Annotated in this window: 17 protein-coding genes and 1 other RNA gene; 6 read left to right on the top strand and 12 right to left on the bottom strand. The window is 61.8% G+C overall.

Going from position 1 to position 19816, the window contains the following annotated elements; genetic code table 11:
- Window positions 1–5: 5 nt before the first annotated feature.
- The 11 genes from mraY to BM216_RS20820 form a co-directional block, all read right to left on the bottom strand.
- Window positions 6–1106, bottom strand: coding sequence for a phospho-N-acetylmuramoyl-pentapeptide-transferase (gene mraY / locus BM216_RS20870; RefSeq protein WP_093001133.1), 1101 nt, complete (start codon window positions 1104–1106; stop codon window positions 6–8).
- A gap of 31 nt (window positions 1107–1137) precedes the next feature.
- Window positions 1138–2571 (bottom strand): UDP-N-acetylmuramoylalanyl-D-glutamyl-2,6-diaminopimelate--D-alanyl-D-alanine ligase, encoded by a 1434-nt coding sequence (locus BM216_RS20865; RefSeq protein WP_093001132.1) that lies wholly within the window; start codon window positions 2569–2571, stop codon window positions 1138–1140.
- Complete coding sequence (locus BM216_RS20860) at window positions 2568–4028, bottom strand: UDP-N-acetylmuramoyl-L-alanyl-D-glutamate--2,6-diaminopimelate ligase (RefSeq protein ID WP_093001131.1); 1461 nt, start codon at window positions 4026–4028, stop codon at window positions 2568–2570. The genes BM216_RS20865 and BM216_RS20860 overlap by 4 nt, the downstream gene beginning before the upstream one ends.
- Window positions 4029–4085: 57 nt before the next feature.
- Window positions 4086–5834 (bottom strand): peptidoglycan D,D-transpeptidase FtsI family protein, encoded by a 1749-nt coding sequence (locus BM216_RS20855; RefSeq protein ID WP_093001130.1) that lies wholly within the window; start codon window positions 5832–5834, stop codon window positions 4086–4088.
- Window positions 5834–6298: a cell division protein FtsL gene (locus tag BM216_RS20850; protein ID WP_093001129.1), complete on the bottom strand. Its 465-nt coding sequence runs from the start codon at window positions 6296–6298 to the stop codon at window positions 5834–5836. Before BM216_RS20850 ends, BM216_RS20855 begins: the two co-directional genes overlap by 1 nt.
- A gap of 1 nt (window position 6299) precedes the next feature.
- Window positions 6300–7325 (bottom strand): 16S rRNA (cytosine(1402)-N(4))-methyltransferase RsmH, encoded by a 1026-nt coding sequence (gene rsmH / locus BM216_RS20845; protein ID WP_093001128.1) that lies wholly within the window; start codon window positions 7323–7325, stop codon window positions 6300–6302.
- 451 nt (window positions 7326–7776) lie between these two features.
- Window positions 7777–8178, bottom strand: an RNA gene (rnpB, locus tag BM216_RS20840) — RNase P RNA component class A.
- Between the two features lie 61 nt (window positions 8179–8239).
- Window positions 8240–9430 carry an NAD(P)/FAD-dependent oxidoreductase gene (locus tag BM216_RS20835; RefSeq protein WP_093001127.1) on the bottom strand — a complete coding sequence of 397 codons (1191 nt, stop codon included), beginning with the start codon at window positions 9428–9430 and terminating at the stop codon, window positions 8240–8242.
- A gap of 89 nt (window positions 9431–9519) precedes the next feature.
- Window positions 9520–10155, bottom strand: coding sequence for a lytic transglycosylase domain-containing protein (locus tag BM216_RS20830; RefSeq protein WP_093001126.1), 636 nt, complete (start codon window positions 10153–10155; stop codon window positions 9520–9522).
- A gap of 263 nt (window positions 10156–10418) precedes the next feature.
- Window positions 10419–11183, bottom strand: coding sequence for an N-acetylmuramoyl-L-alanine amidase (locus BM216_RS20825; RefSeq protein WP_093001125.1), 765 nt, complete (start codon window positions 11181–11183; stop codon window positions 10419–10421).
- The gene (locus BM216_RS20820; RefSeq protein ID WP_177230858.1) at window positions 11180–11923 is read right to left on the bottom strand and encodes a J domain-containing protein; all 744 of its coding nucleotides are present in this window, start codon (window positions 11921–11923) and stop codon (window positions 11180–11182) included. Before BM216_RS20820 ends, BM216_RS20825 begins: the two co-directional genes overlap by 4 nt.
- Before the next feature lie 392 nt (window positions 11924–12315).
- Between BM216_RS20820 and BM216_RS20815 the strand changes: the two genes are divergently transcribed.
- The 3 genes from BM216_RS20815 to BM216_RS20805 all read left to right on the top strand — a co-directional run bounded on the left by BM216_RS20815 (window position 12316) and on the right by BM216_RS20805 (window position 15356).
- Window positions 12316–13527 (top strand): pyrophosphate--fructose-6-phosphate 1-phosphotransferase, encoded by a 1212-nt coding sequence (locus BM216_RS20815; RefSeq protein WP_093001124.1) that lies wholly within the window; start codon window positions 12316–12318, stop codon window positions 13525–13527.
- A gap of 40 nt (window positions 13528–13567) precedes the next feature.
- Window positions 13568–14203 carry a hypothetical protein gene (locus tag BM216_RS20810; RefSeq protein WP_143102813.1) on the top strand — a complete coding sequence of 212 codons (636 nt, stop codon included), beginning with the start codon at window positions 13568–13570 and terminating at the stop codon, window positions 14201–14203.
- A gap of 121 nt (window positions 14204–14324) precedes the next feature.
- Window positions 14325–15356, top strand: coding sequence for a lytic transglycosylase domain-containing protein (locus BM216_RS20805; RefSeq protein ID WP_093001243.1), 1032 nt, complete (start codon window positions 14325–14327; stop codon window positions 15354–15356).
- Here the strand turns inward: BM216_RS20805 and BM216_RS20800 are convergent, their stop codons facing one another.
- A complete protein-coding gene (locus tag BM216_RS20800) occupies window positions 15357–16697 on the bottom strand; it encodes a serine hydrolase domain-containing protein (RefSeq protein WP_244530252.1) in 1341 nt (446 codons plus the stop codon).
- Between the two features lie 161 nt (window positions 16698–16858).
- Between BM216_RS20800 and BM216_RS20795 the strand changes: the two genes are divergently transcribed.
- From BM216_RS20795 to BM216_RS20785, 3 genes are all read left to right on the top strand, one after another.
- The gene (locus tag BM216_RS20795; protein ID WP_093001122.1) at window positions 16859–18124 is read left to right on the top strand and encodes a BtaA family protein; all 1266 of its coding nucleotides are present in this window, start codon (window positions 16859–16861) and stop codon (window positions 18122–18124) included.
- Window positions 18121–18777, top strand: coding sequence for a class I SAM-dependent methyltransferase (locus tag BM216_RS20790; protein ID WP_093001121.1), 657 nt, complete (start codon window positions 18121–18123; stop codon window positions 18775–18777). The genes BM216_RS20795 and BM216_RS20790 overlap by 4 nt, the downstream gene beginning before the upstream one ends.
- Window positions 18778–18905: 128 nt before the next feature.
- Window positions 18906–19688: a glycoside hydrolase family 25 protein gene (locus tag BM216_RS20785; RefSeq protein WP_093001120.1), complete on the top strand. Its 783-nt coding sequence runs from the start codon at window positions 18906–18908 to the stop codon at window positions 19686–19688.
- Window positions 19689–19816: the final 128 nt, after the last annotated feature.

Here is a 19816-nt window from a genome sequence, read left to right as displayed (position 1 = left end):
CTTTCTTACCGCAGCTTGAGCGTCGAAAGGCCGAGCATGGCAAGGCCGACGGCGATGATCCAGAAGCGGATCACGACCTGGCTCTCGGTCCAGCCGAGCTTTTCGAAATGGTGATGGATCGGCGCCATGAGGAACACCCGCTTGCCGGTCATCTTGAAGAAGCCGACCTGGATGATCACCGACAGCGTTTCCATGACGAACAGGCCGCCGATGATCGCCATGACGATCTCGTGCTTGGTGGCGACAGCGACCGAACCGATCAGGCCGCCGAGCGCCAGCGAACCCGTATCGCCCATGAAGATTGCAGCCGGCGGCGCGTTGAACCACAGGAAGCCGAGCCCCGCCCCGATCACCGCCCCGAGAATGACGGCGAGCTCGCCGGTGCCGGGCACGAAATTGATCTGCAGATAATTGGCGAAAACGGCGTTACCGGCGAGATAGGCGATGACGCCGAAGGAAGCCGCCGCGATCATGACCGGCACAATGGCCAATCCATCGAGACCGTCAGTCAGGTTTACGGCATTGCCTGCGGCAACGATCACGAAACCACCGAACAGGATGAAGAAGAAGCCGATATTGACGACGAATTCCTTGACGAAAGGAAAGGCCACCGAGGTCGCAAGCGTCGGATTGGAGGTCTGCGCGTGCATGGCCATACGCATCATGAAGAAGACCGCGATGCCGGCGATAATGAACTCGATGCCGAGACGCGCCTTGCCGGAAAAGCCCTTGTCGGACTGTTTCGTCACCTTGAGATAGTCGTCATAAAAACCGATAGCGCCGAAGCCGAGTGTCACCAGCAGCGTCGCCACGACATAGACGTTGGAAAGGTCGGCCCAGAGAAGCGAACCACCGACAATGCCGGCGAGAATCATCAGCCCGCCCATGGTCGGCGTGCCGGCCTTCTTGAAATGGGTCTGCGGACCATCGGCACGGATCGGCTGGCCCTTGCCCTGCCGCACGCGCAGCGAATCGATCATCCGGGGACCGAAGAGAAAGACGATCAGGGCGGAAGTGAACAGGGCGGCGCCGGTCCGAAAGGTGATGTACCGGAACAAATTGAAGAACTGCAATTCGTCCGATAGTTCGACAAGCCAGATCAGCATGAAGGCCCTTTCCCGAAGCCGCTTCTAAAATTCAAAGTTGGTGGTCCGTGTCGGAGAATGCCGGATAGTTGTCAAGCAGAGCGGCGACGATCTTTCCGAAGCCGAGGCCGAGAGACGATTTCACCATCACCACATCGCCGGGCCGGACCGCACGGACGGCATAGTCGACGAGCTCGGATGTCTGTTCGCGATATTCGACCTCGACGCTGTCCGGCAGGGCGTCACGCAGCGCGACCATTTCCTTGCCGGCGAGCCAGACATGTTCGATACCGGCAGCGAGCAGCGCACCGGCGAGCTCCTCATGCACCTGCGCGGAAAACTCGCCCATCTCCAGCATGTCGCCGAGAACCGCTATCCGCCGTCCGGTCAATTCCGGCGTCGACGAAGCAAGCAGCGCGATCGCCGCGCGCATGGAGGCCGGGTTGGCATTGTAGCTTTCGTCGATCAGGGTCAGATGGCCTTCGCCGATGCCGAGACGATGGCGCTCGCCCCTGCCCTTCACCGGCTTCAGTTCGGCAAGAGCCTCAGCCGCCAGGGTAACATCGGCGCCGACCAGAAGGCAGGTCCCGAGCGCCGCCATGGCGTTCTCGGCGATATGGCGTCCGGGCGAACCGATTGTCACTTCGCGGGTCTCGCCGTTCAGCACCGCCCAGATCGTCGAGCTCTCCGCATCGCCCTCGAAATCCGCAAGCCGGAAATCCGCCTTGGCATGCTGGCCGAACGTATAGATCTTTTCGACACCTGCTTCCTGCGCGCGTTCCTCCAGGAATTCGAACTGCTTGATATCGCGATTGAGGATCGCCGCCCCGCCCTCGACGAGACCGTCGAAGATTTCTGCCTTAGCGGCGGCGATCTCTTCGAGATCCTTGAAATGGCCGAGATGGGCGGCGGCGATCGTCGTGATGATCGCCACATGCGGCTGCACCATCTGCACCAGCGGCGTGATCTCGCCGGCATGGTTCATGCCGACTTCGAAGACGCCGTAATCGACATCGACCGGCATGCGAGCGAGCGTCAGCGGCACGCCCCAGTGATTGTTGAAGGAGGCAACGGCGGCATGCACCTTGCCGGATGGCGCCAGCACCTGACGCAGCATTTCCTTCGTCGTCGTCTTGCCGACCGAGCCGGTCACGGCAACGATCCGGGCATTGCTGCGCGCCCGTGCTGCGACCGCCAGCTTGCCGAGCGCGACGAGAACGTCCTCGACCACGATCATCGGAATAGTCAGACGACCAAGAGCCGGCAGCTTTCCTTCGGCAACGACGATCAGCGCCGCTCCGTTGGCAACCGCAATGCTCGCATAGTCATGCCCGTCGACACGATCACCCTTGATGGCGAAGAACGCCTCGCCCGCACCGATGGAACGGCTGTCGATCGAAATGCCGGTAATACCCTCCGGAAGCGTGCCGACCGGACGACCGTCCATGACGGCCGCCATTTCCTGCGATGTCCAAAGAAAGCTCACGATACCCGCTCCTCCAGCGCCTTGCGCAGTTCCACATGGTCCGAGAACGGCAGCACGGTCGTCCCGACCGTCTGCCCTTCCTCATGTCCCTTGCCGGCAACGATGAGCGTATCCCCCGACGCCAGCATGTTGACGGCGTGCTTGATAGCCTTGGCGCGGTCGCCGATCTCGATCGCCCTCGGCGCCGCCGCCATGATCTCCGAACGAATGACATCCGGCACTTCCGAGCGCGGATTGTCATCGGTCACCACCACGACATCCGCCAGCCGCGTGGCGATTTCGCCCATGATCGGCCGCTTGCCCTTGTCGCGATCGCCGCCGCAGCCGAAGACGACCATCACCCGGCCGCTGGTGAACGGCCGCACCGCCGTCAGCACCTTTTCCAGCGCATCCGGCTTGTGGGCATAGTCGACATAGGCGAGCGCACCGTCCTTGGTATGCCCGACGAGTTCGAGACGCCCCGAAGCCCCCGTCAGCGTCTCCAGCGCCTTGAACACGGCCTTCGGCTCGGCCCCGGTGGAAAGTGCCAGACCGGCGGAAACAAGCACATTGGCCAGCTGGAAGTCGCCGGCCAGCGGAATGTCGATCTCGTGGATCTCGCCGTTGAAATGGACCTCCGCCATCTGCTTGTGGCGGAAATGCTCGACGCGCTTGACGCAGAGATAGTCGCCCTTGCGCCCGACCGTCCGCACATCGAGGCCGGAAGCCCTGGCTACGCGAATGGCCTCGTCGGACCACGCGTCATCGGCAAAGATCACGGCCGGAGCGCCCTTCGGCATCAGCGTATCGAACAGCCGCATCTTGGCGGCCATGTAGTCCTCGATCGTCGGATGGTAGTCCATGTGGTCGCGGCCGAGATTGGTGAAGGCTGCGGCCGAAAGCTTCACGCCGTCGAGACGCGACTGGTCGAGCCCGTGGCTGGACGCTTCCATCGCCGCATGGGTGACGCCCTCATCGGCAAGCTCCGCCAGCAATTGCTGCAGGTCGACCGGATCGGGCGTGGTCAGCGAACCATAATCGTTGCGCGTCGGCGAAACGACGCCAGTCGTGCCGATCTGCGCGGCGCTGAGGCCAGCCTTGGTCCAGATCTGCCGGGTGAAGGAGGCGACCGAAGTCTTGCCGGCCGTGCCGGTCACGGCGACCATCGTCTCCGGCTGCCGGCCGAAGAAACGCGCCGCGGCAATGGCAACGAAGCGCCGTGGATTGGAAACGGGCAGAACCGGAATGGCCGCATTCACCGGATCTGCCGTGATTGCGACCACCGCGCCCTTTGCAGCCGCGTCGCCGATGAAGCTCAACCCGTCCGCCTTGGAGCCGGAAAGTGCTGCAAACAGCATCCCCGGCTTGATCTTGCGGCTGTCCGAGGAAAGGCCCGTGATCTCCAGGTCGCCGACGGGACCCGCAAGAACATCATTCACTTCCGGAAAATCCGGACCGGCAAGATCACGCAGCTTCATAGGGTGTATTCCATTTATCGGGCAACGATCACGAATCGTTGCCCGAGTTGTTATCGCTCAATAAGACACAAGCAGGGCAGAACCGTCATTGCCGAATTTCGGCTTTACACCGAGAATAGGCGCGGCGCGGCTGATGATCTCCTTGACCATCGGCGCCGCCGAAGTCGCGGCCAGAGCAGCACCGTTGCCCTTGTCGGTCTTCGGCTCGTCGCTGAAGCTCAACACCACATATTGCGGGTCGCCCATCGGGAATGCGGACAGGAACGCGTTGAAGTTCTTGTCATGCGCGTACCGGCCGTTGACGACCTTGTCCGCCGTCCCCGTCTTTCCGCCGACATCGAAGCCGGCGACGCGGGCGTTTCGGCCGGATCCGTTGGCGCCGTTCCACTCGAAGAGATAGCGCATGTCCCGGCTGGTCGTGGGCTTCAGAACCTGGCTGGCAACGAGATCGGCCTCATCCTGCGTTCTAGGCAGGAAAGTCGGCTCGATCAGCTTTCCGCCATTGACCAGAGCGGCACCCGCCACCGCGGTCTGCAGCGGAGTGGTCGAAACGCCGTGACCGAAGGAGATCGTGATCGAGTTGATCTTCTTCCACTGGCGCGGCTGGCTCGGCATCGCCACTTCCGGCAGCTCGGTCTTCATCCTGGTGAGAAGGCCAAGCCGGGTGAGGAAATCCTTGTGGCCTTCGATACCGACCGCATCGGCAATCTTCGCGGTGCCGATATTGGACGAATACTGGAAGATTTCCGGCACGCTCAGCACGCGGCCCTTGCCGTGAAAATCCTTAATTGTGAAGCCGCCGATGCGGATCGGGAACCGCGCATCGAACGTGCTGTTCAGGTTCATCTTTCCGTCGTCGAGGCCCATGGCCAGCGTGAAGGACTTGAAGGTGGAGCCCATTTCGAACGTGCTGTTCGTCATGCGGTTCATCCAGCCCTTTTCGGCGTCCACGCCGTTAGGGTCGTTCGGATCGAAATCAGGCGCCGAGGCCATGCCGAGAATTTCGCCGGTATGCACGTCGATAACGGCGGCACCGGCACCGATCGAATTGTATTTGCCGATTGATGCGGCGACGACGTCGTGAACGATCGCCTGCACGCGAAGGTCGATGGAGAGCTTCACCGGCTCGAGCGGCTGGTTCGACGTCATGCCTACGGCGGCAAGATCCGCGAGCCCCTGCGTATCGACATAGCGCTCCATGCCGGCAACGCCGCGGTTGTCGATATTGACGTAGCCGACGATGTGAGCTGCGGTGCGGCCACCCGGATAGAAGCGGCGCTTCTCGGGGCGGAAGCCGATGCCGGGAATGCCGAGCGCCAGGATCTGGCTCTGCTGCTTCGGCGTCAGCTGGCGGCGCAGCCACTGGAAGCGGGAATTGGACTTGAGCCTCGAATAGGTGGAGCGGATGTCGAGATCGGTCAGCACGGTCGACAGCTTTTCGACCACCTCGTCGGCATCGACGATCTTGTGCGGCTCGGCGAACAGCGAAACCGTGCGGATGTCGGTGGCCAGGATTTCGCCGTTGCGGTCGACGATATCGGGGCGCGACGCCATCAGCCGGTCGGCGGGCAGGATGCTCGACGTCGTCTCCGGCATGGCCATGCCGTATTGGACGAGACGCCCGCCGATCAGGCAGTAGAAGGCAGCAAAGCCGGCGATGAGCAGGCCTACGCGATTGCGCGCCTGGGATGACTTGCGCTTGCGGGTGCCTTCGAACGTCTTGCCGGGCATGACCGCCCGACCCTTCCGGTCGGAAGAGAAATGCGCCCGGCGCTTGACCACCATTATCCGAGAAAGAAAACTCATTAGCGATTCACCGAACCAGTGGAGATTGCGTCAGGAGACCAGCCGCGCGGCAGCGGCAGGGGAATTTTCGGCGCCGGAGTAGCTTTTGCCGCCTCGACGCCCTTCAGGGCGGCAGCTACCTCGCCGGACTTGCCGGCAATGATGTCTTCGATCGTCGTTTCGGGCTGCGGCAGCTGGGATTTCAGCATCGGCAGCTCCTTCGGCATGGCAAGCTGCGTCGGGTCGGTCGGCACGAGGCTGAGTTCCGCATCATAGACCTTGGAAAGCGGCTGCAGGCGGTTCGGCTGGGTGAGCAGCGCCCAGTCGGCCCGGAGCAGATCGATCGTGTCGCGTTCCAGCTTGATCTCCGTTTCCAGACGGCGGACTTCGGTCAGCTTCTCGTCGGCACGATGCTTGATGCTGTAGGTGACGACCGCCATCGCGGTCATCACGCCGATCAGAACGAGGTCGAAACTCCTCAGCATCTCAGGCTCCCATGGTGGCGAGGCTGGCCAGATCGGGCAGCGCGAAGATCGAAAGGTCGGCGGCGCCGGGGGCAGCGGTGGTGCGAACGCCCATGCGAAGCTTTGCCGAACGGGCGCGTGGATTGACCTCCGCCTCGGCTTCGCTGGCGGCCACCATCTGCTTGCCGGGAAAATCGAAAACGGCAGGCCGAACATCGACGGCCGGCATGTGCCGCGAGCCGGATGCCTTGCCAGAACGGTCGGAGAAGAACTGCTTGACGATGCGGTCTTCCAGTGAATGGAAGGTGACGACGACGAGACGCCCGCCTGGCTTCAGCGACCCTTCCGCTGCGAAAAGCGCTCGCGCAAGCTCGCCCAGCTCGTCATTGACGAAGATGCGCAGCGCCTGAAAGACGCGGGTCGACGGATGGATCTTGTCCTTGGCCCGGCGCGGATTGACGGTCTCGATCAGATTGACGAGATCGCGGGTCGTGCGGAACGGCTCGCTGGCGCGGCGCTTCTCGATGGCGCGCGCAATGCGGCCGGCATGCTTCTCTTCACCGAGAAAGCCGAAAATGCGGATCAGGTCGCCGACCTTGGCCCGGTTGACAACATCTGCCGCCGAAACCCCGTCAGCCGACATGCGCATGTCGAGCGGCCCGTTGCGCTGAAAGGAAAAGCCGCGCTCCGCCTCGTCGATCTGCATGGAGGAAACGCCGATATCGAGAACGACGCCATCGAGGCCACCCTGGGGCGCAAAATCCGCAAGCCGCGAAAACCGTGAATGCACGAGGGACAGACGCCCCTCATGCCGCTCGACCAGCGCCTGACCGGCAGCGATCGCCGTCGGGTCGCGATCGATTGCGATTACGGAAGCACCGGCAGAAAGAATTGCGGATGTGTAGCCGCCTGCGCCGAAGGTGCCGTCAAGAATGACTTTGCCCGCTTCCGGCCTCAGCGCATCGACGACTTCCTTGAGGAGAACCGGAATATGGCGCATCGGGCCGCCTTCGGCCTCGACATCAGCACCATCCGATTTCGTCACCATTCCGCACTCCTGCCGCCATTGGAGCGCAATCCGCACGCTCCATTCATTCCATCGTGAAACCCTAGACCCTTCGATCGCCCGCCAGCCAAACGACTGGCAGAGACTCGAACAAAACACTGCCCGATCGAAGCATTCGATTGCGAGGCGGGGAACCGCCCATGAGCAGCGCGAGAATGGAACGACATTGAACCACAGGGACATCGGCGGGACAGGCTCCGCTAACCCATCCCAGACAGCATTTATTTATGACCCGTTAAGTTTAACAAAACGTTACCATTGCCCTTCACCGGGACATCACGCAAACATCAAAGAATTGCGATTTACGCCTTGTTTTCAATCCGTTGAAACAACGGTCCCATCGCCGCACGGGAGTTCTTTTCACAGGTATCCGGCACGCGAGCGTTAACACTCGGCCGCGTGCCGAGTGCCTACCCGATGAAGCAAAATGAGATTCGCCAGTTGGCCTGTAAGCCGGGTTCTGTATGGCCCCGGTGCGAGCACCGGAACGTGGCAGCCATTCATCTGGGACGATGCTTGCACATCGCCTCGCGCAACCCACCCGGATGACTGGCCCAGAAACAGGCTGTAGGCACTTGCGCGCCCCGCGTCATCCCTATTCGGTCTTGCTCCCGGTGGGGTTTACCTTGCCGCCGCTGTCACCAGAAGCGCGGTGGGCTCTTACCCCACCCTTTCACCCTTACCCCGCATATAGCGAGGCGGTTTGCTTTCTGTGGCACTTTCCCTGGGGTCGCCCCCGCCGGACGTTATCCGGCACCGTGTTTCCGTGGAGCCCGGACTTTCCTCACCCTACCGCCTTTCGGCATTGGTAAAGCGCGGCTGCCCGGCCAACTGGCCTCGGCTCCATAGACGGTTTGATTGGCAAAGGCCACAGCAAAGAATCCACCGTCAGCGGATCAGGCGAAGCTTGCCGAGAACGGCACGCCATAGGCGTCGTCCCGGATTTCGCCGTGGAAGATCAGTTCCGCCCCGAGCCTGCCGATCTCGTCGGAACTCTTGGCCGCCGCACCACAGCCGCCGGTCAGCACCGCGATATGGGGCGAGTCGGTAAAGGCGATCGCCGGATAACCGGTCGCCGTCTTGGAGACGACGCAGGAGCCCGTCGAGATCCGGCTGCGGTCGACGCCGGGCACCAGCGTTTCCATGATCCGGGCGTGATGGTCCCGCACCGTCTCACGCCCACCCGAACGGAACCATGCCCGCATGTCGTGATCGGAGGTGACGAGAATGTCGTCCTGATCGCCGCCGATCTTCAGATAGACCTTGCCATCCGGATAACGCACCGGCGGTAGCATATAGATGTGGTCACGCGGATTGAGCGGCTCGTGGATCAGCGACGGCATGCCGGAGAATTTGGGCAGTTCTTCATCCGGAATATGGAAGAAGGTGACGGTCCGCGCATAGACCGACATCTCGACTTGACGCGGGAGCAACCCCTCAGCCGTCGAGAATCCTCCGGCGGCCAGCAGGACCCGATCAGCCTCGTATGTATTGCCTTCGGCCGTCGTCACCACTGCGCCGCCATGACCCTCACGCACGGAGACGACGACTTCGCCGATTCGGCTAACGCCCTGTTTTTCGGCTATGACGGATTGTGCCGCGACCAGCGCCCGCGGATTGATGTGGCCGGCGTCATTCCCCTGGTAGACGCCCTCGCAACCCGGCTCGAAGCCGAAATAGGAAAACCTGTCTGCAAGCTGCTCGTCGCTCAGCATCTCCACATCGACGCCGAGTCCGGCGGCAGCGCTGCACACGCCGCCGATATAGGAATGGCCCGAACTGCGAGCTGGCCCGACGATCAGGCAGCCGACGGGATGGTAGAAGTCGATACCGCTCTCGGCCTCGATCTGCCGGTAGCGGGCGATCGAGCGGTTCGCCAGCCGCGCCCAGACAGGGTTCGGATCGATGGTGCGCGTAATGCGCGCTTCATCATAATGACTGGCGAAAACGCCCTGATGGCGGGAGGCATCGGCCGGCTCATCGGGCCCGATAAGCGCCACGCCGTCGGTCCATTGCGACAGATGGCGGGCGGCAGCCGCCCCCATCATTCCTCGCCCGACGACGATATACTTGAACCGCTGCGCCATGCCCCGCCCTTTCGCTTCCGATGATCAAATGCCTAATTGCAATAGGCATTTGTAGCCATTTCCGGAATCAAAACGCCAGAGGCACCGGATCAGAATATGACCGGAAAGTTCCGTCCGTAGACCAGCTCGACCGTGCCGATCGCAACACTCGCGGTCTGGGTCGGACGTTCCATCGTCTCGATGACGGCCTCGACCTTGTTGCAATAGCGCTTGGAAACGGGGTTCATCCGCTTTGCGCCATGTCCGGCATTGTATTTGAGGATGGTTCCGCAGACCTTGCCGTCACCCAGTTCATGGGCACCGGCCAGATATTTCATGCCGAAGCGAATGTTGGTTTCGGGGTCATAGAGCCCGGTCGCCGCGCCATCGTAACCCATCATCTTCGCCGTCGCGGGCTTGATCTGCATCAGGCCGATCTCGCCGGCGCTGCCCTTCACCGTCGGGCGAAAACTGCTTTCGATCTGCACGACCGCGAGCGCAAGCTCGGCCGGCACATCGTACTGATCCGCATATTTCTGGATAAGCCCTTCATAGTGGGTGCGCCGAATGGCAAGCCGGTCTTCCGGCGTCTGCGCCATCGCGTCGGTCTCCCGCGTTTCCCAAGGCTCAAGGACCTTCTTCTTGACGTAAGTAATCGTTTCTCCGCCGTCCTCGGCACGCACGAAACCAGTACCCGCGGCGAGCATGGCAATGCCCGCAGCGGCTGCAACAGCCAGCATTTTCATGAATTAAGTCAGTCTCCGGATACGGGCGTCCCATCCTTCTGGGGATCGTCCCGACAGGTAAGAGGATGAAGATACGCACATCCATCGGACGCGTCGCCGGAAAGACGGCGCGCCACACGACCTGATCGTTTTTCTAAGCAACCCCCGCCTACACTGGTGATTGCGCGAACCAGATGGTTAGAGCGGGAGAATGGGGAGAGGATGTGGCAATGGAGAAGACGTCAATCCTTGCCGCGTCCTGCGCAATGCTTGGAACATTGCTTCTAGCTGTATTTCGGCAGCGCCTTCAGAAGCCGATGCAGCGTGTCGATCGTCGAGGCATCCGCAATCCCGTCCACCAGAGCAGGACGGAAATGGCGCTGGAACGCTTCGACGACGCCTTTCGTGCGTTCGCAGAAATTGCCTGTAATCTCAAGATCGTAGCCATAGAGCGACAGCATCGACTGCAGCGCCTCCACCGGCTGACCGCTTTCGCCCATCTGGAAGAACCGGCCACCGGAAATTGGGGTGGGCTCGACCCAATGGCCGACACCGGCTGCATACAAAATATCCCAGGCAAAATTTTCGCCCGGATCGACCTTGCGAATGGGGGCCACATCCGAGTGTCCGAGCACCCGTTCAGGCGCAATCGACCACCTGTGGCCGCAATCGAGACACAATTCGATTACCGCATCCATCTGCGCCTTCGGGAATGGCGGCACGCCGCCCGGATGGCCGGGATTGGCAATCTCGATGCCGATGGAACGGGAATTGACGTCGATCTCGCCCGCCCAGGCGCTCTTGCCCGCATGCCACGCACGTCGCGTTTCCGGCACGAGTTGGATCACGCGGCCGTCCTCGTGGACGAAATAGTGGCTCGAGACCTGGCTCTCTGCGTTGCACAGCCAGCTCAGCGCCTGATCGGCGCTCGGCATGCCGGTATAGTGCAGGATGATCGTGTCCGGCCCCCTGCCGCCTGCCCGCTCGCCATGATTGGGAGAGGCCTGGACAGATGCTGCCGCATAATCCGCGACGAAATCAGGGGTCATGCCGCGCGGCGCTCTTTCTCGATCGCCTCATAGGCGGCATTGAGCGCCGCCATCCGCTCGTTGGCGGCAGCGTGCAGCGTCGCAGGAACGCCGCGGGCGATCAAACGGTCCGGATGATGCTCGGACACCAGCAGGCGGTATTGCTTGCGGATCGCGGCAAAATCATCTTCCTTCGAAACGCCGAGGACGAGATATGGGTCGCGGCCGTCCAGATGGACATGGCGCGCCATGATGCGGCGGAAATGGTCGTCGCTGATATGGAAGATCTCGGCGATGCGGCCGAGGAACAACAGTTCCTTCTCATGCACCAGCCCGTCCGCCTTGGCGATATGGAACAGCCCGTCGATGACGTTTTCGAGCATCGGGCAGTTTTCCGACGCGCCGGAACCGCACAGCCCGGCCAGCTTCGTTGCATAGGCTTCATAACCGGCGACATCCTGCCGAGCGAGGTTATAGAGCCGCGCCACGTGCCGCGCTTCCTCGTCGGGAAAATCGAAAATCTGCTGGAAGGCGCGAACCTCGGCCTCCGTCACGATTCCGTCCGCCTTCGCCATCTTGGCCGACAGCGCGATGATCGCCACCGAGAACGAAACCTGCCTGCGCGTCTCCGGATCCCCCTCGAACATTGTGCGGATCGCTTCCACGACACGGCTGAGCGCGTTGCCGGCCACATCGCCGACAGCGCTGACGAGGCGCTCCCACAGAGAGGAAATATGCAGACAGGAAAAATCGAAAATCATGTCTGTAAATGACCAGATAATGCGCCTGATTGCAATGTGGCGGAGGTCCGCCACCGGATTAAACTATGTTCATCTAATCCGAACAATCGATCCAATTCATGAAAGCGGCAAGCGTTCCCGATCGTCTCGGCATACCACCTGCTCCCATGATCACGATAGCGAAGATCGCATCGCGCCGTTTGGATGTTCCGATCATAATCGCTCAGCCGCCCATGCGAAAGAATTTCACGCAACCGGCGCAATCATCTGAAAACGCTCGCCTTTATGCCCTGCCGAGACAGTTCGCCACAACCATGCGCTTTCTTGAGAAATTCACTTTACACGCCCTATATGCTGTCGCATCCATTTCGAAGACTTGTCCATAGTGAGCGTAACGACGCGCCGGAGGATCCATGGCCAAACAGAAAGTTGCAATGCTGACCGCGGGCGGTCTCGCCCCCTGCCTGTCATCCGCCGTCGGCGGGCTGATCAGCCGATATACCGACATCGCACCCGACGCCGAGTTGATCGCCTACCGCTCGGGCTATCAGGGCGTACTGCTCCAGGACCGAATCGAAATCACCCCACAGATGCGCGAAAAGGCCCATCTCCTGCATCGTTATGGCGGCTCGCCGATCGGAAACAGCCGCGTCAAGCTCACCAATGCCGCGGACTGCGTCAAGCGCGGGCTGGTCAAGGAAGGCCAGAACCCGCTGGCGGTCGCCGCCGAGCGCCTGGCCGCCGATGGCGTCACCATCCTCCACACGATCGGCGGTGACGACACCAATACGACGGCGGCCGATCTTGCCGCCTATCTCGGCGCCAACGGCTACAATCTCACCGTCGTCGGCCTGCCGAAGACCGTCGACAACGATGTCGTGCCGATCCGCCACTCGCTCGGCGCCTGGACGGCCGCCGAAGTCGGCGCCACCTTCTTCGACAATGTCTCCAACGAGCAGACGGCAGCACCACGCACACTCGTCATCCATGAGGTCATGGGCCGCCATTGCGGCTGGCTGACGGCTGCGACCGCCCGCGCCTACATCCAGAAGACCAGCGCCAACGACTATGTCGAAGGCTTCATGATGAGCAGGGAGATGAAGGGCATCGACGGCCTCTACCTGCCGGAGATGGCTTTCGACGCCCAGAAGGAAGCAGCGCGCCTGAAGAAGATCATGGACAAAAGCGGCCATGTCACGCTGTTCGTCTCGGAAGGCGCCTGCCTCGACGCGATCGTCGCAGAGCGCGAAGCCGCCGGCGAGACGGCGAAGCGCGATGCCTTCGGCCACGTCAAGCTCGACACCATCAACGTCGGCAACTGGTTCCAGAAACAGTTTGCCGCTCTCCTCGATGCGGAACGCTCGATGGTACAGAAATCCGGCTATTTCGCCCGTTCCGCACCGGCCAATGCCGATGATTTGAGATTGATTCAGGGCATGGTCGATCTGGCCGTGGAAAGCGCGCTGAACAAGGTCTCCGGCGTCACCGGCCATGACGAGGATCATGGGGGCAAGCTCCGGACCATCGAATTTCCGCGCATCAAGGGTGGAAAACCTTTCGATATGTCGGCAAAATGGTTTGGTGACGTGATGGACACGATCGGCCAGTCTTATAAGGCAGCCTGATTGCAGATGACGGACGCTGTGGGCGTCCGGGAGGGTGATGATGACCATTGAGGCTTGGCTGGCATTTGCTGCGACCGCATCGGCGCTGCTGCTGCTACCTCATCCTCTCGCCTTTTCCGTCGCCACCTATGCCAGGTCATGGGGCAGGAAGAGCGCCTTTGTTACCGTGCCGGCTGCGACGTTCGCCATCGTGCTTGCAGCTGGCCTTTCGGCCGCCGCCGTCGCCGCGCTGCTGGCCGTGATGCCGGCGATCGACGACGCGGCGTCCTGGCTCGGCCTCTCCTTCCTCATGCTTTATGCGCTCTATGCTTTGCAGGACCCGCGACTGCGCCAGGGGATAGCCGACAACGATAACCTTCCGGAAACGCGCCCCTTGCGGGTTTTCGGCCATTTCATCCGGATAACGTTCCGCAGCGGCCGCTACGTTTTCCTGCTGGCCGCGATCCTTATCCAGTTCGCCACTCCGGTCGTCGCAATGGAAACATTCTACCCGGCGACGATCGGCTTGCTGGCTGCAGCGGCCTTCGCTTCTGCCCTCGCCTTTGCGCTTTTTCCCCAGTTTTCCACATGGAAGCGTCGCCGTCGCAGCCAGGCCGGGAAAGCCTCGCACAAGCCCAAAACCCTATACATCGCCCGGCGCGCCGTCACCGCCGGATATCGGCGTATTGCCGCGTGATGCCGAGCCGCTTGTCGGCACGATCCGGATAGGTTAATGGAAATCGACCTTCCGCGGCGTATTGGCGGTCCTGTTAACGTTCTGGGCAACGATTTTTAGTGAAAGCGACCCAATGGCGATGATGCGTTTTGTCGGCCGGAAGGCAGCCGTGGTGCTTGCCATGTCCTCCGCCCTTGCTGCATGTTCAAGCGTTGATCGTGACGGCAATGTTGCCTCCAACGGGGCGCAGACGCCTGAAACAGCCGCCAGCGAGCAGGTTACCGTTGCCGGTCAGGCAGCCGATGGCCCCGCGATCCAGGCCGGCACGGACAACACGGTCACCCTCGTAAAGACCAGCCGCCTCCCGATACCGGTTCCGACCGCAACCGAAGCCACTTCCGTTCAGACGGTCGCCATGGCATCGACGACCATGGCTCCCTTCGTCGTCATGCAGCCCTCGGCGCCCGTTGCGCCTCAGGCGGCAACCACGTCCACACTTCTCGCGTCCGCACCGCATACGACCGGTAAGGCCGGACGCCTCGTCTCGCCGCCCGTCGCGGCCGCAGTCCAGGCCGGTCAGATCCAGCCCGCCGCAGCCCAGGCGATCGCGCTCGACGAACCCGAACTGACGCCGGACATGGTCGCGCTGCAGTCGGTCATCCCGACGCCGCGCCCTGCCGTGCCGGGCATGTCCGCAACGGGCATGACGACCCTTGCCTATGCTGCCCAGCCAAAGGCCGTCGCCGCCGTCTCGGCCATCGACAACCGGATGGAATTCCCGCCGGCACCGGGTGAGCCCATGCCGGAAACCGCAGCCGACGCACCGTCTGACCTCAAGAAGCTGATTCATCGTTATGCCGGCCTCTATGGCGTGCCGGAATCGCTGGTTCACCGCGTCGTCCACCGCGAAAGCAAATACGACCCCAAGGCCTATCACAAGAACGGCTATTGGGGCCTCATGCAGATCAAGTATTCGACCGCGAAGTCGATGGGCTATGACGGACCGCCGGAAGGCCTGCTCGACGCAGAGACCAACCTCAAATACGCGATCAAATATCTGCGCGGCGCCTGGCTCGTCGCCGACAACCAGAACGACAACGCCATCAGGCTTTATGCGCGCGGCTATTATTACGACGCCAAGCGCAAGGACATGCTGCACGTCCTGCAGAAATAATCACTCTCCCGCAATCTGCCGGATTACCGCCTTCACCAGCGGTATCGGATCGTAGCCCATGGCGCGCGGCGTCAGCCCCATTCGCAGGACGACGAGATCCAAGGACGGAATGACGTAGATCTTCTGCCCGTCATGGCCGTCTATGAGAAACGCGTCTGCCGGAAGGCCGGCATCCGGTTTCGGCAACCAGGTCTGCATTTTCGAATAGCGACCGTTCGAACTCCTGTCGGGCTCATGCATCTGGGCGACGAAGCCTTCCGGCAGCAGCCTCTTTCCCTGCCACACCCCGTCATGTGCAAGCAGAAGCCCGAACCGGGCCCAGTCCCTCGGCGTTGCATACATGTAGGAGCTACCGGCATAGGTTCCGGCGGCATCCGTCTCCAGCACCGCACTCGTCATCCCGAGAGGCTCGAACAGCGCCTTGCGCGGATAGGCGATCGCCTCCGCCTCGCTTCCGGCGTGATCCATCCAGATCCTCGACAGAAGCATCGCCGTGCCAGACGAGTATTTGAAGAGCCGTCCGACATCGCCCTCCAGCGGCAGGCTGGCCACATATCTTGCCATGTCCGGCTCCAGAAACAGCATGCGGGTTACGTCCGCGACCGTGCCGTAATCCTCGTTGAAGGCAAGTCCGCTCTCCATGCCGAGAAGATCCGCGACGCTGATCGCCGCGCGTCCGTCATTTCGCCATTCGGGAAAAAGCCCCTTCTCGTCCAGCTGCATCCGGCCCTCGGCCAGCAATCGGCCGATGATCGCGGCGTTGACCGTTTTCGTCATCGACCAGCCGATGAGCGGCGTATCCTTGGAAAATCCTGAGCCATAGGCCTCCCCGGCAATACGGCCATTATGCACGATTACGGTCCCGCGCATGCCAGGACCGGTTAACGCGGCATCTGAAAGCACGCCTGCAAACGATTCGTCCGGTTCGACTTTCTGCCCCTGTGGCCACAATCCGTCTGCGACAATCATGTCAGGCGCCCGCAATTGTCTCTGAGCGATGGCGGTCGCTCCGTACGGCACGAGCGTGCATCCCGTACCTTCGCGATAGATGGCTTCGCTCGGCGCGATGCTGCCAAGCAGCTCCGCCCTGACATGCTGCGTCTCCCGGTCAACCTCGACCCGCATCAGCCGGAGCAGCGGATTGCCGGGCGCCTGCACGTCCAGCGCCAGCACTTCCTGAGGATCCCGGTGAGCGATGAAGACATTGGAGCAGACGATCTTGGCCGCATAGCCGCTGCCGACGCTGAGCAGGCCGGGAGGCACGAAATAGAGCCAGCCTCCGATGCCGATGAGAATGACCAGCACGGCAACGACGAGAACACGAGAAATCCGCTTGAGCACAAACGCCTCCATCTTTTGGCGCGCATGCAAGCAAAATCCGCGCGTCAGCGAAAGCCCGTAGTTTTCACGTCCCCGCCATCAGCCAGATCACAGCCGGCGTCACGAAGCTGTAGCACGAAGCGGCTAAACGCCTTCGAACTCATGATGAGGCAGGATTGGTCATGGCAGATATCGTCGAAGATCGTGGTTTGCAGCGAAATCGCAAGCTGAAAGACGCCCTCCTCCAGCACAAGGCATTATCCGCCCACGGATTTTCAGAGCGGTTGTTCGGCCTGCTCTTCTCCGGCCTCGTCTATCCGCAGATCTGGGAAGACCCGGCGGTCGACATGGACGCGATGGAACTGTCGGAAGGCCATTCGATCGTCACCATCGGCTCCGGCGGCTGCAATATGCTGGCCTATCTCTCCCGTTCGCCGAAGCAGATCGACGTCGTCGACCTCAACCGCCATCACATTGCACTCAACCGGCTCAAGCTCGCCGCCTTCAAGCATCTGCCCTCCCATGCCGATGTCGTGCGCCACCTCGGCGTCGATGGCGTGAAGAGCAACAGCAGGGCATTCGACGCCTATATTGCCCCCCATCTCGATGAAGCGACACGCACCTACTGGCAGAAGCGTTCGCTGACGGGCCGTCGCCGCGTCGAGGTTTTCAACCGCAACATCTACCGCACCGGCCTGCTCGGCCGCTTCATCGCCATCGGCCATATCGTCGCCCGCCTGCATGGAGTCGACCTCAAGCAGTTCGCCAAGACCCGTTCGATACGCGAGCAGCGGCAATTCTTCGACACCAATATCGCGCCGCTCTTCGACCGGCCGCTGATCCGCTTCATCACCAGCCGCAAGAGCTCGCTCTTCGGCCTCGGCATTCCGCCGCAGCAATATGACGAGCTGGCAAGCCTGGCGCCGAACGGCTCGATCGCACCGGTTCTGCGGGAGCGCCTCGAAAAGCTCGCCTGCCACTTCCCGCTGAAGGACAACTATTTCGCCTGGCAGGCCTTCGCCCGCCGCTATCCCCGTCCGGAGGAAGGCCATCTGCCGACCTATCTGCGCACCGAAAACTACAAGGCGATCAGCCGCAATACCGACCGCGTCGCGGTCCACCACGAGAGCGTCACCGTTCTTCTCTCACGCAAGCCCGCCGGCTCCGTCGATCGCTACGTCCTTCTAGATGCCCAGGACTGGATGACCGACGACCAGCTGAACGCGCTGTGGAGCGAGATCAACCGCACCGCCGCCTCCGGCGCCCGCGTCATCTTCCGCACGGCGGCGGAAAAGAGCGTGATCGAAGGCCGTCTGTCGGAAAGCCTCCGTCAGGAATGGACCTATCTCGCCCAGCGTTCGGAAGAGCTGAACCTGCAGGATCGCTCCGCCATCTACGGCGGCTTCCACATCTACGTGAAGACCGACACAGCAAAGGCCGACGAATGAGCGCCGATTTCGCCACCGGCGGTCATGCCGCCGAGATGGACCGGATGTACCGCTACCAGCGGCACATCTACGACCTGACGCGGAAATATTATCTCTTCGGTCGCGACCGGATGATATCCGGCCTCAAGGCATCCGACGGCGCAAGCATTCTCGAAGTCGGCTGCGGCACGGGCCGCAATCTGGCGCTGACCCGCAGGCACTATCCGACGGCCGAACTCTACGGCCTCGACATCTCCCACGAGATGCTACAGACGGCCCGCGCCAATCTCTCCGGCAAAGGCCCGATGCCGTCACTGATCGTCGCCGACGCAACCACATTCCGGCCCGAGGATTTCGGCGTCAAAGGCTTCGACCGGATCATGATCTCCTACGCCCTGTCGATGATCCCCGCCTGGGAGGATGCGGTCACGGCAGCGCTCGCCGCATTGAAGCCCGACGGCTCCCTGCACATCGTCGATTTCGGCCAGCAGGAACGTCTGCCGACGTGGTTCCGGAGCACGTTGCAGTCTTGGCTGAAACGCTTCCACGTCACGCCAAGGGCGAACCTTCACGCCGTTCTGGAAGCAAAACTGGCCGTCGCCAATGCCGACATGATCTTCGAGGAGATCGGCCGTGGATATGCCTGGCACGCGGTGATCCGCAGGAAGAGCTGACGGCGGCGTCGTTGCGCACCGCTTTCCATAACGCAATCTTTACGGCGTTATGGTAAACGGCATCTTCAGCTTTGCCACATTAGCAGATATGGGCAGAGGCTTGCGCCTGCGGTAATCTCGGATAGTCCATGCCCCGTATCCTTCTTGCTCTCGTCGCGACTGCACTCCTGGCGAGCGCCTGTACCTCGACGAGCGACCTCATGGATACCGCCTCGATCAGCGGCACCAAGTTCCGTGACAACGACCCGCAGGATTTCGGCCACAACCATCCCGGTCGCCACGAGGTCCACGGCATCGACGTGTCGAAGTGGAACGGCACGAATATCGACTGGCAGACTGTCAGGAAATCCGGCGTCTCCTTCGTCTTCATCAAGGGCACAGAGGGCAAGGACCGCATCGATCCGGCCTTTACCACCCATTGGCGCAACGCCGCCAATGCCGGCATCCCGCATGCGGCCTATCACTTCTACTACTTCTGCTCGACGCCGGAGGATCAGGCCGACTGGTTCATCGCCAACGTGCCGAAGGAAGCGAACATGCTGCCGCCGGTGCTGGACATGGAATGGAACCACGCCTCTCCGACCTGCAAGCTGAAGCCCGATGCTGCAACGGTACGCGACGTCATGCGCCGCTTCATGGCCCGTATCGAGGCCCATTACGGCCGCAAGCCGATCATCTACACCTCGGTGGATTTCCACCGCGACAACCTGGTCGGCGCCTTCAGCAACTATCATTTCTGGGTCCGCTCGGTAGCGGCCCATCCGGGCGAGATCTATTCGGGCCGCAAATGGGCCTTCTGGCAATATACCGCCACCGGCGTCGTGCCCGGCATCAAGGGCAATACGGATATCAACGTCTTCTCCGGCAGCGCCAAGACCTGGAACAGCTGGGTAGCCGCCGCCAACGACTGAGCCGTCGCCGATGTGATTCGTGCTGCTGGCAATGTCGATGCGACTGCGCTAAATAGCCGCGTGACCGTGACGTCCGTGATGGAACGACACGGCCATTCCAAGCATTCTCACGCCAAATCATCCCCGCA

The sequence above is a fragment of the Rhizobium sp. NFR07 genome (assembly GCF_900111905.1).
Lineage (GTDB): Bacteria > Pseudomonadota > Alphaproteobacteria > Rhizobiales > Rhizobiaceae > Neorhizobium.
Note: the sequence above shows the minus strand (reverse complement) of the source record. Positions and strands in the feature narration are given on the sequence as shown.

What these genes read in the sequence shown, in the direction of transcription:
- mraY (WP_093001133.1), bottom strand. Translation starts at nt 1,106, where the DNA reads ATGCTGATCTGGCTTGTCGAACTATCGGACGAATTGCAGTTCTTCAAT.
- BM216_RS20860 (WP_093001131.1), bottom strand. Translation starts at nt 4,028, where the DNA reads ATGAAGCTGCGTGATCTTGCCGGTCCGGATTTTCCGGAAGTGAATGAT.
- BM216_RS20855 (WP_093001130.1), bottom strand. Translation starts at nt 5,834, where the DNA reads ATGAGTTTTCTTTCTCGGATAATGGTGGTCAAGCGCCGGGCGCATTTC.
- BM216_RS20850 (WP_093001129.1), bottom strand. Translation starts at nt 6,298, where the DNA reads ATGCTGAGGAGTTTCGACCTCGTTCTGATCGGCGTGATGACCGCGATG.
- rsmH (WP_093001128.1), bottom strand. Translation starts at nt 7,325, where the DNA reads ATGGTGACGAAATCGGATGGTGCTGATGTCGAGGCCGAAGGCGGCCCG.
- BM216_RS20835 (WP_093001127.1), bottom strand. Translation starts at nt 9,430, where the DNA reads ATGGCGCAGCGGTTCAAGTATATCGTCGTCGGGCGAGGAATGATGGGG.
- BM216_RS20830 (WP_093001126.1), bottom strand. Translation starts at nt 10,155, where the DNA reads ATGAAAATGCTGGCTGTTGCAGCCGCTGCGGGCATTGCCATGCTCGCC.
- BM216_RS20825 (WP_093001125.1), bottom strand. Translation starts at nt 11,183, where the DNA reads ATGACCCCTGATTTCGTCGCGGATTATGCGGCAGCATCTGTCCAGGCC.
- BM216_RS20820 (WP_177230858.1), bottom strand. Translation starts at nt 11,923, where the DNA reads ATGATTTTCGATTTTTCCTGTCTGCATATTTCCTCTCTGTGGGAGCGC.
- BM216_RS20815 (WP_093001124.1), top strand. Translation starts at nt 12,316, where the DNA reads ATGGCCAAACAGAAAGTTGCAATGCTGACCGCGGGCGGTCTCGCCCCC.
- BM216_RS20810 (WP_143102813.1), top strand. Translation starts at nt 13,568, where the DNA reads ATGACCATTGAGGCTTGGCTGGCATTTGCTGCGACCGCATCGGCGCTG.
- BM216_RS20805 (WP_093001243.1), top strand. Translation starts at nt 14,325, where the DNA reads ATGCGTTTTGTCGGCCGGAAGGCAGCCGTGGTGCTTGCCATGTCCTCC.
- BM216_RS20795 (WP_093001122.1), top strand. Translation starts at nt 16,859, where the DNA reads ATGGCAGATATCGTCGAAGATCGTGGTTTGCAGCGAAATCGCAAGCTG.
- BM216_RS20790 (WP_093001121.1), top strand. Translation starts at nt 18,121, where the DNA reads ATGAGCGCCGATTTCGCCACCGGCGGTCATGCCGCCGAGATGGACCGG.
- BM216_RS20785 (WP_093001120.1), top strand. Translation starts at nt 18,906, where the DNA reads ATGCCCCGTATCCTTCTTGCTCTCGTCGCGACTGCACTCCTGGCGAGC.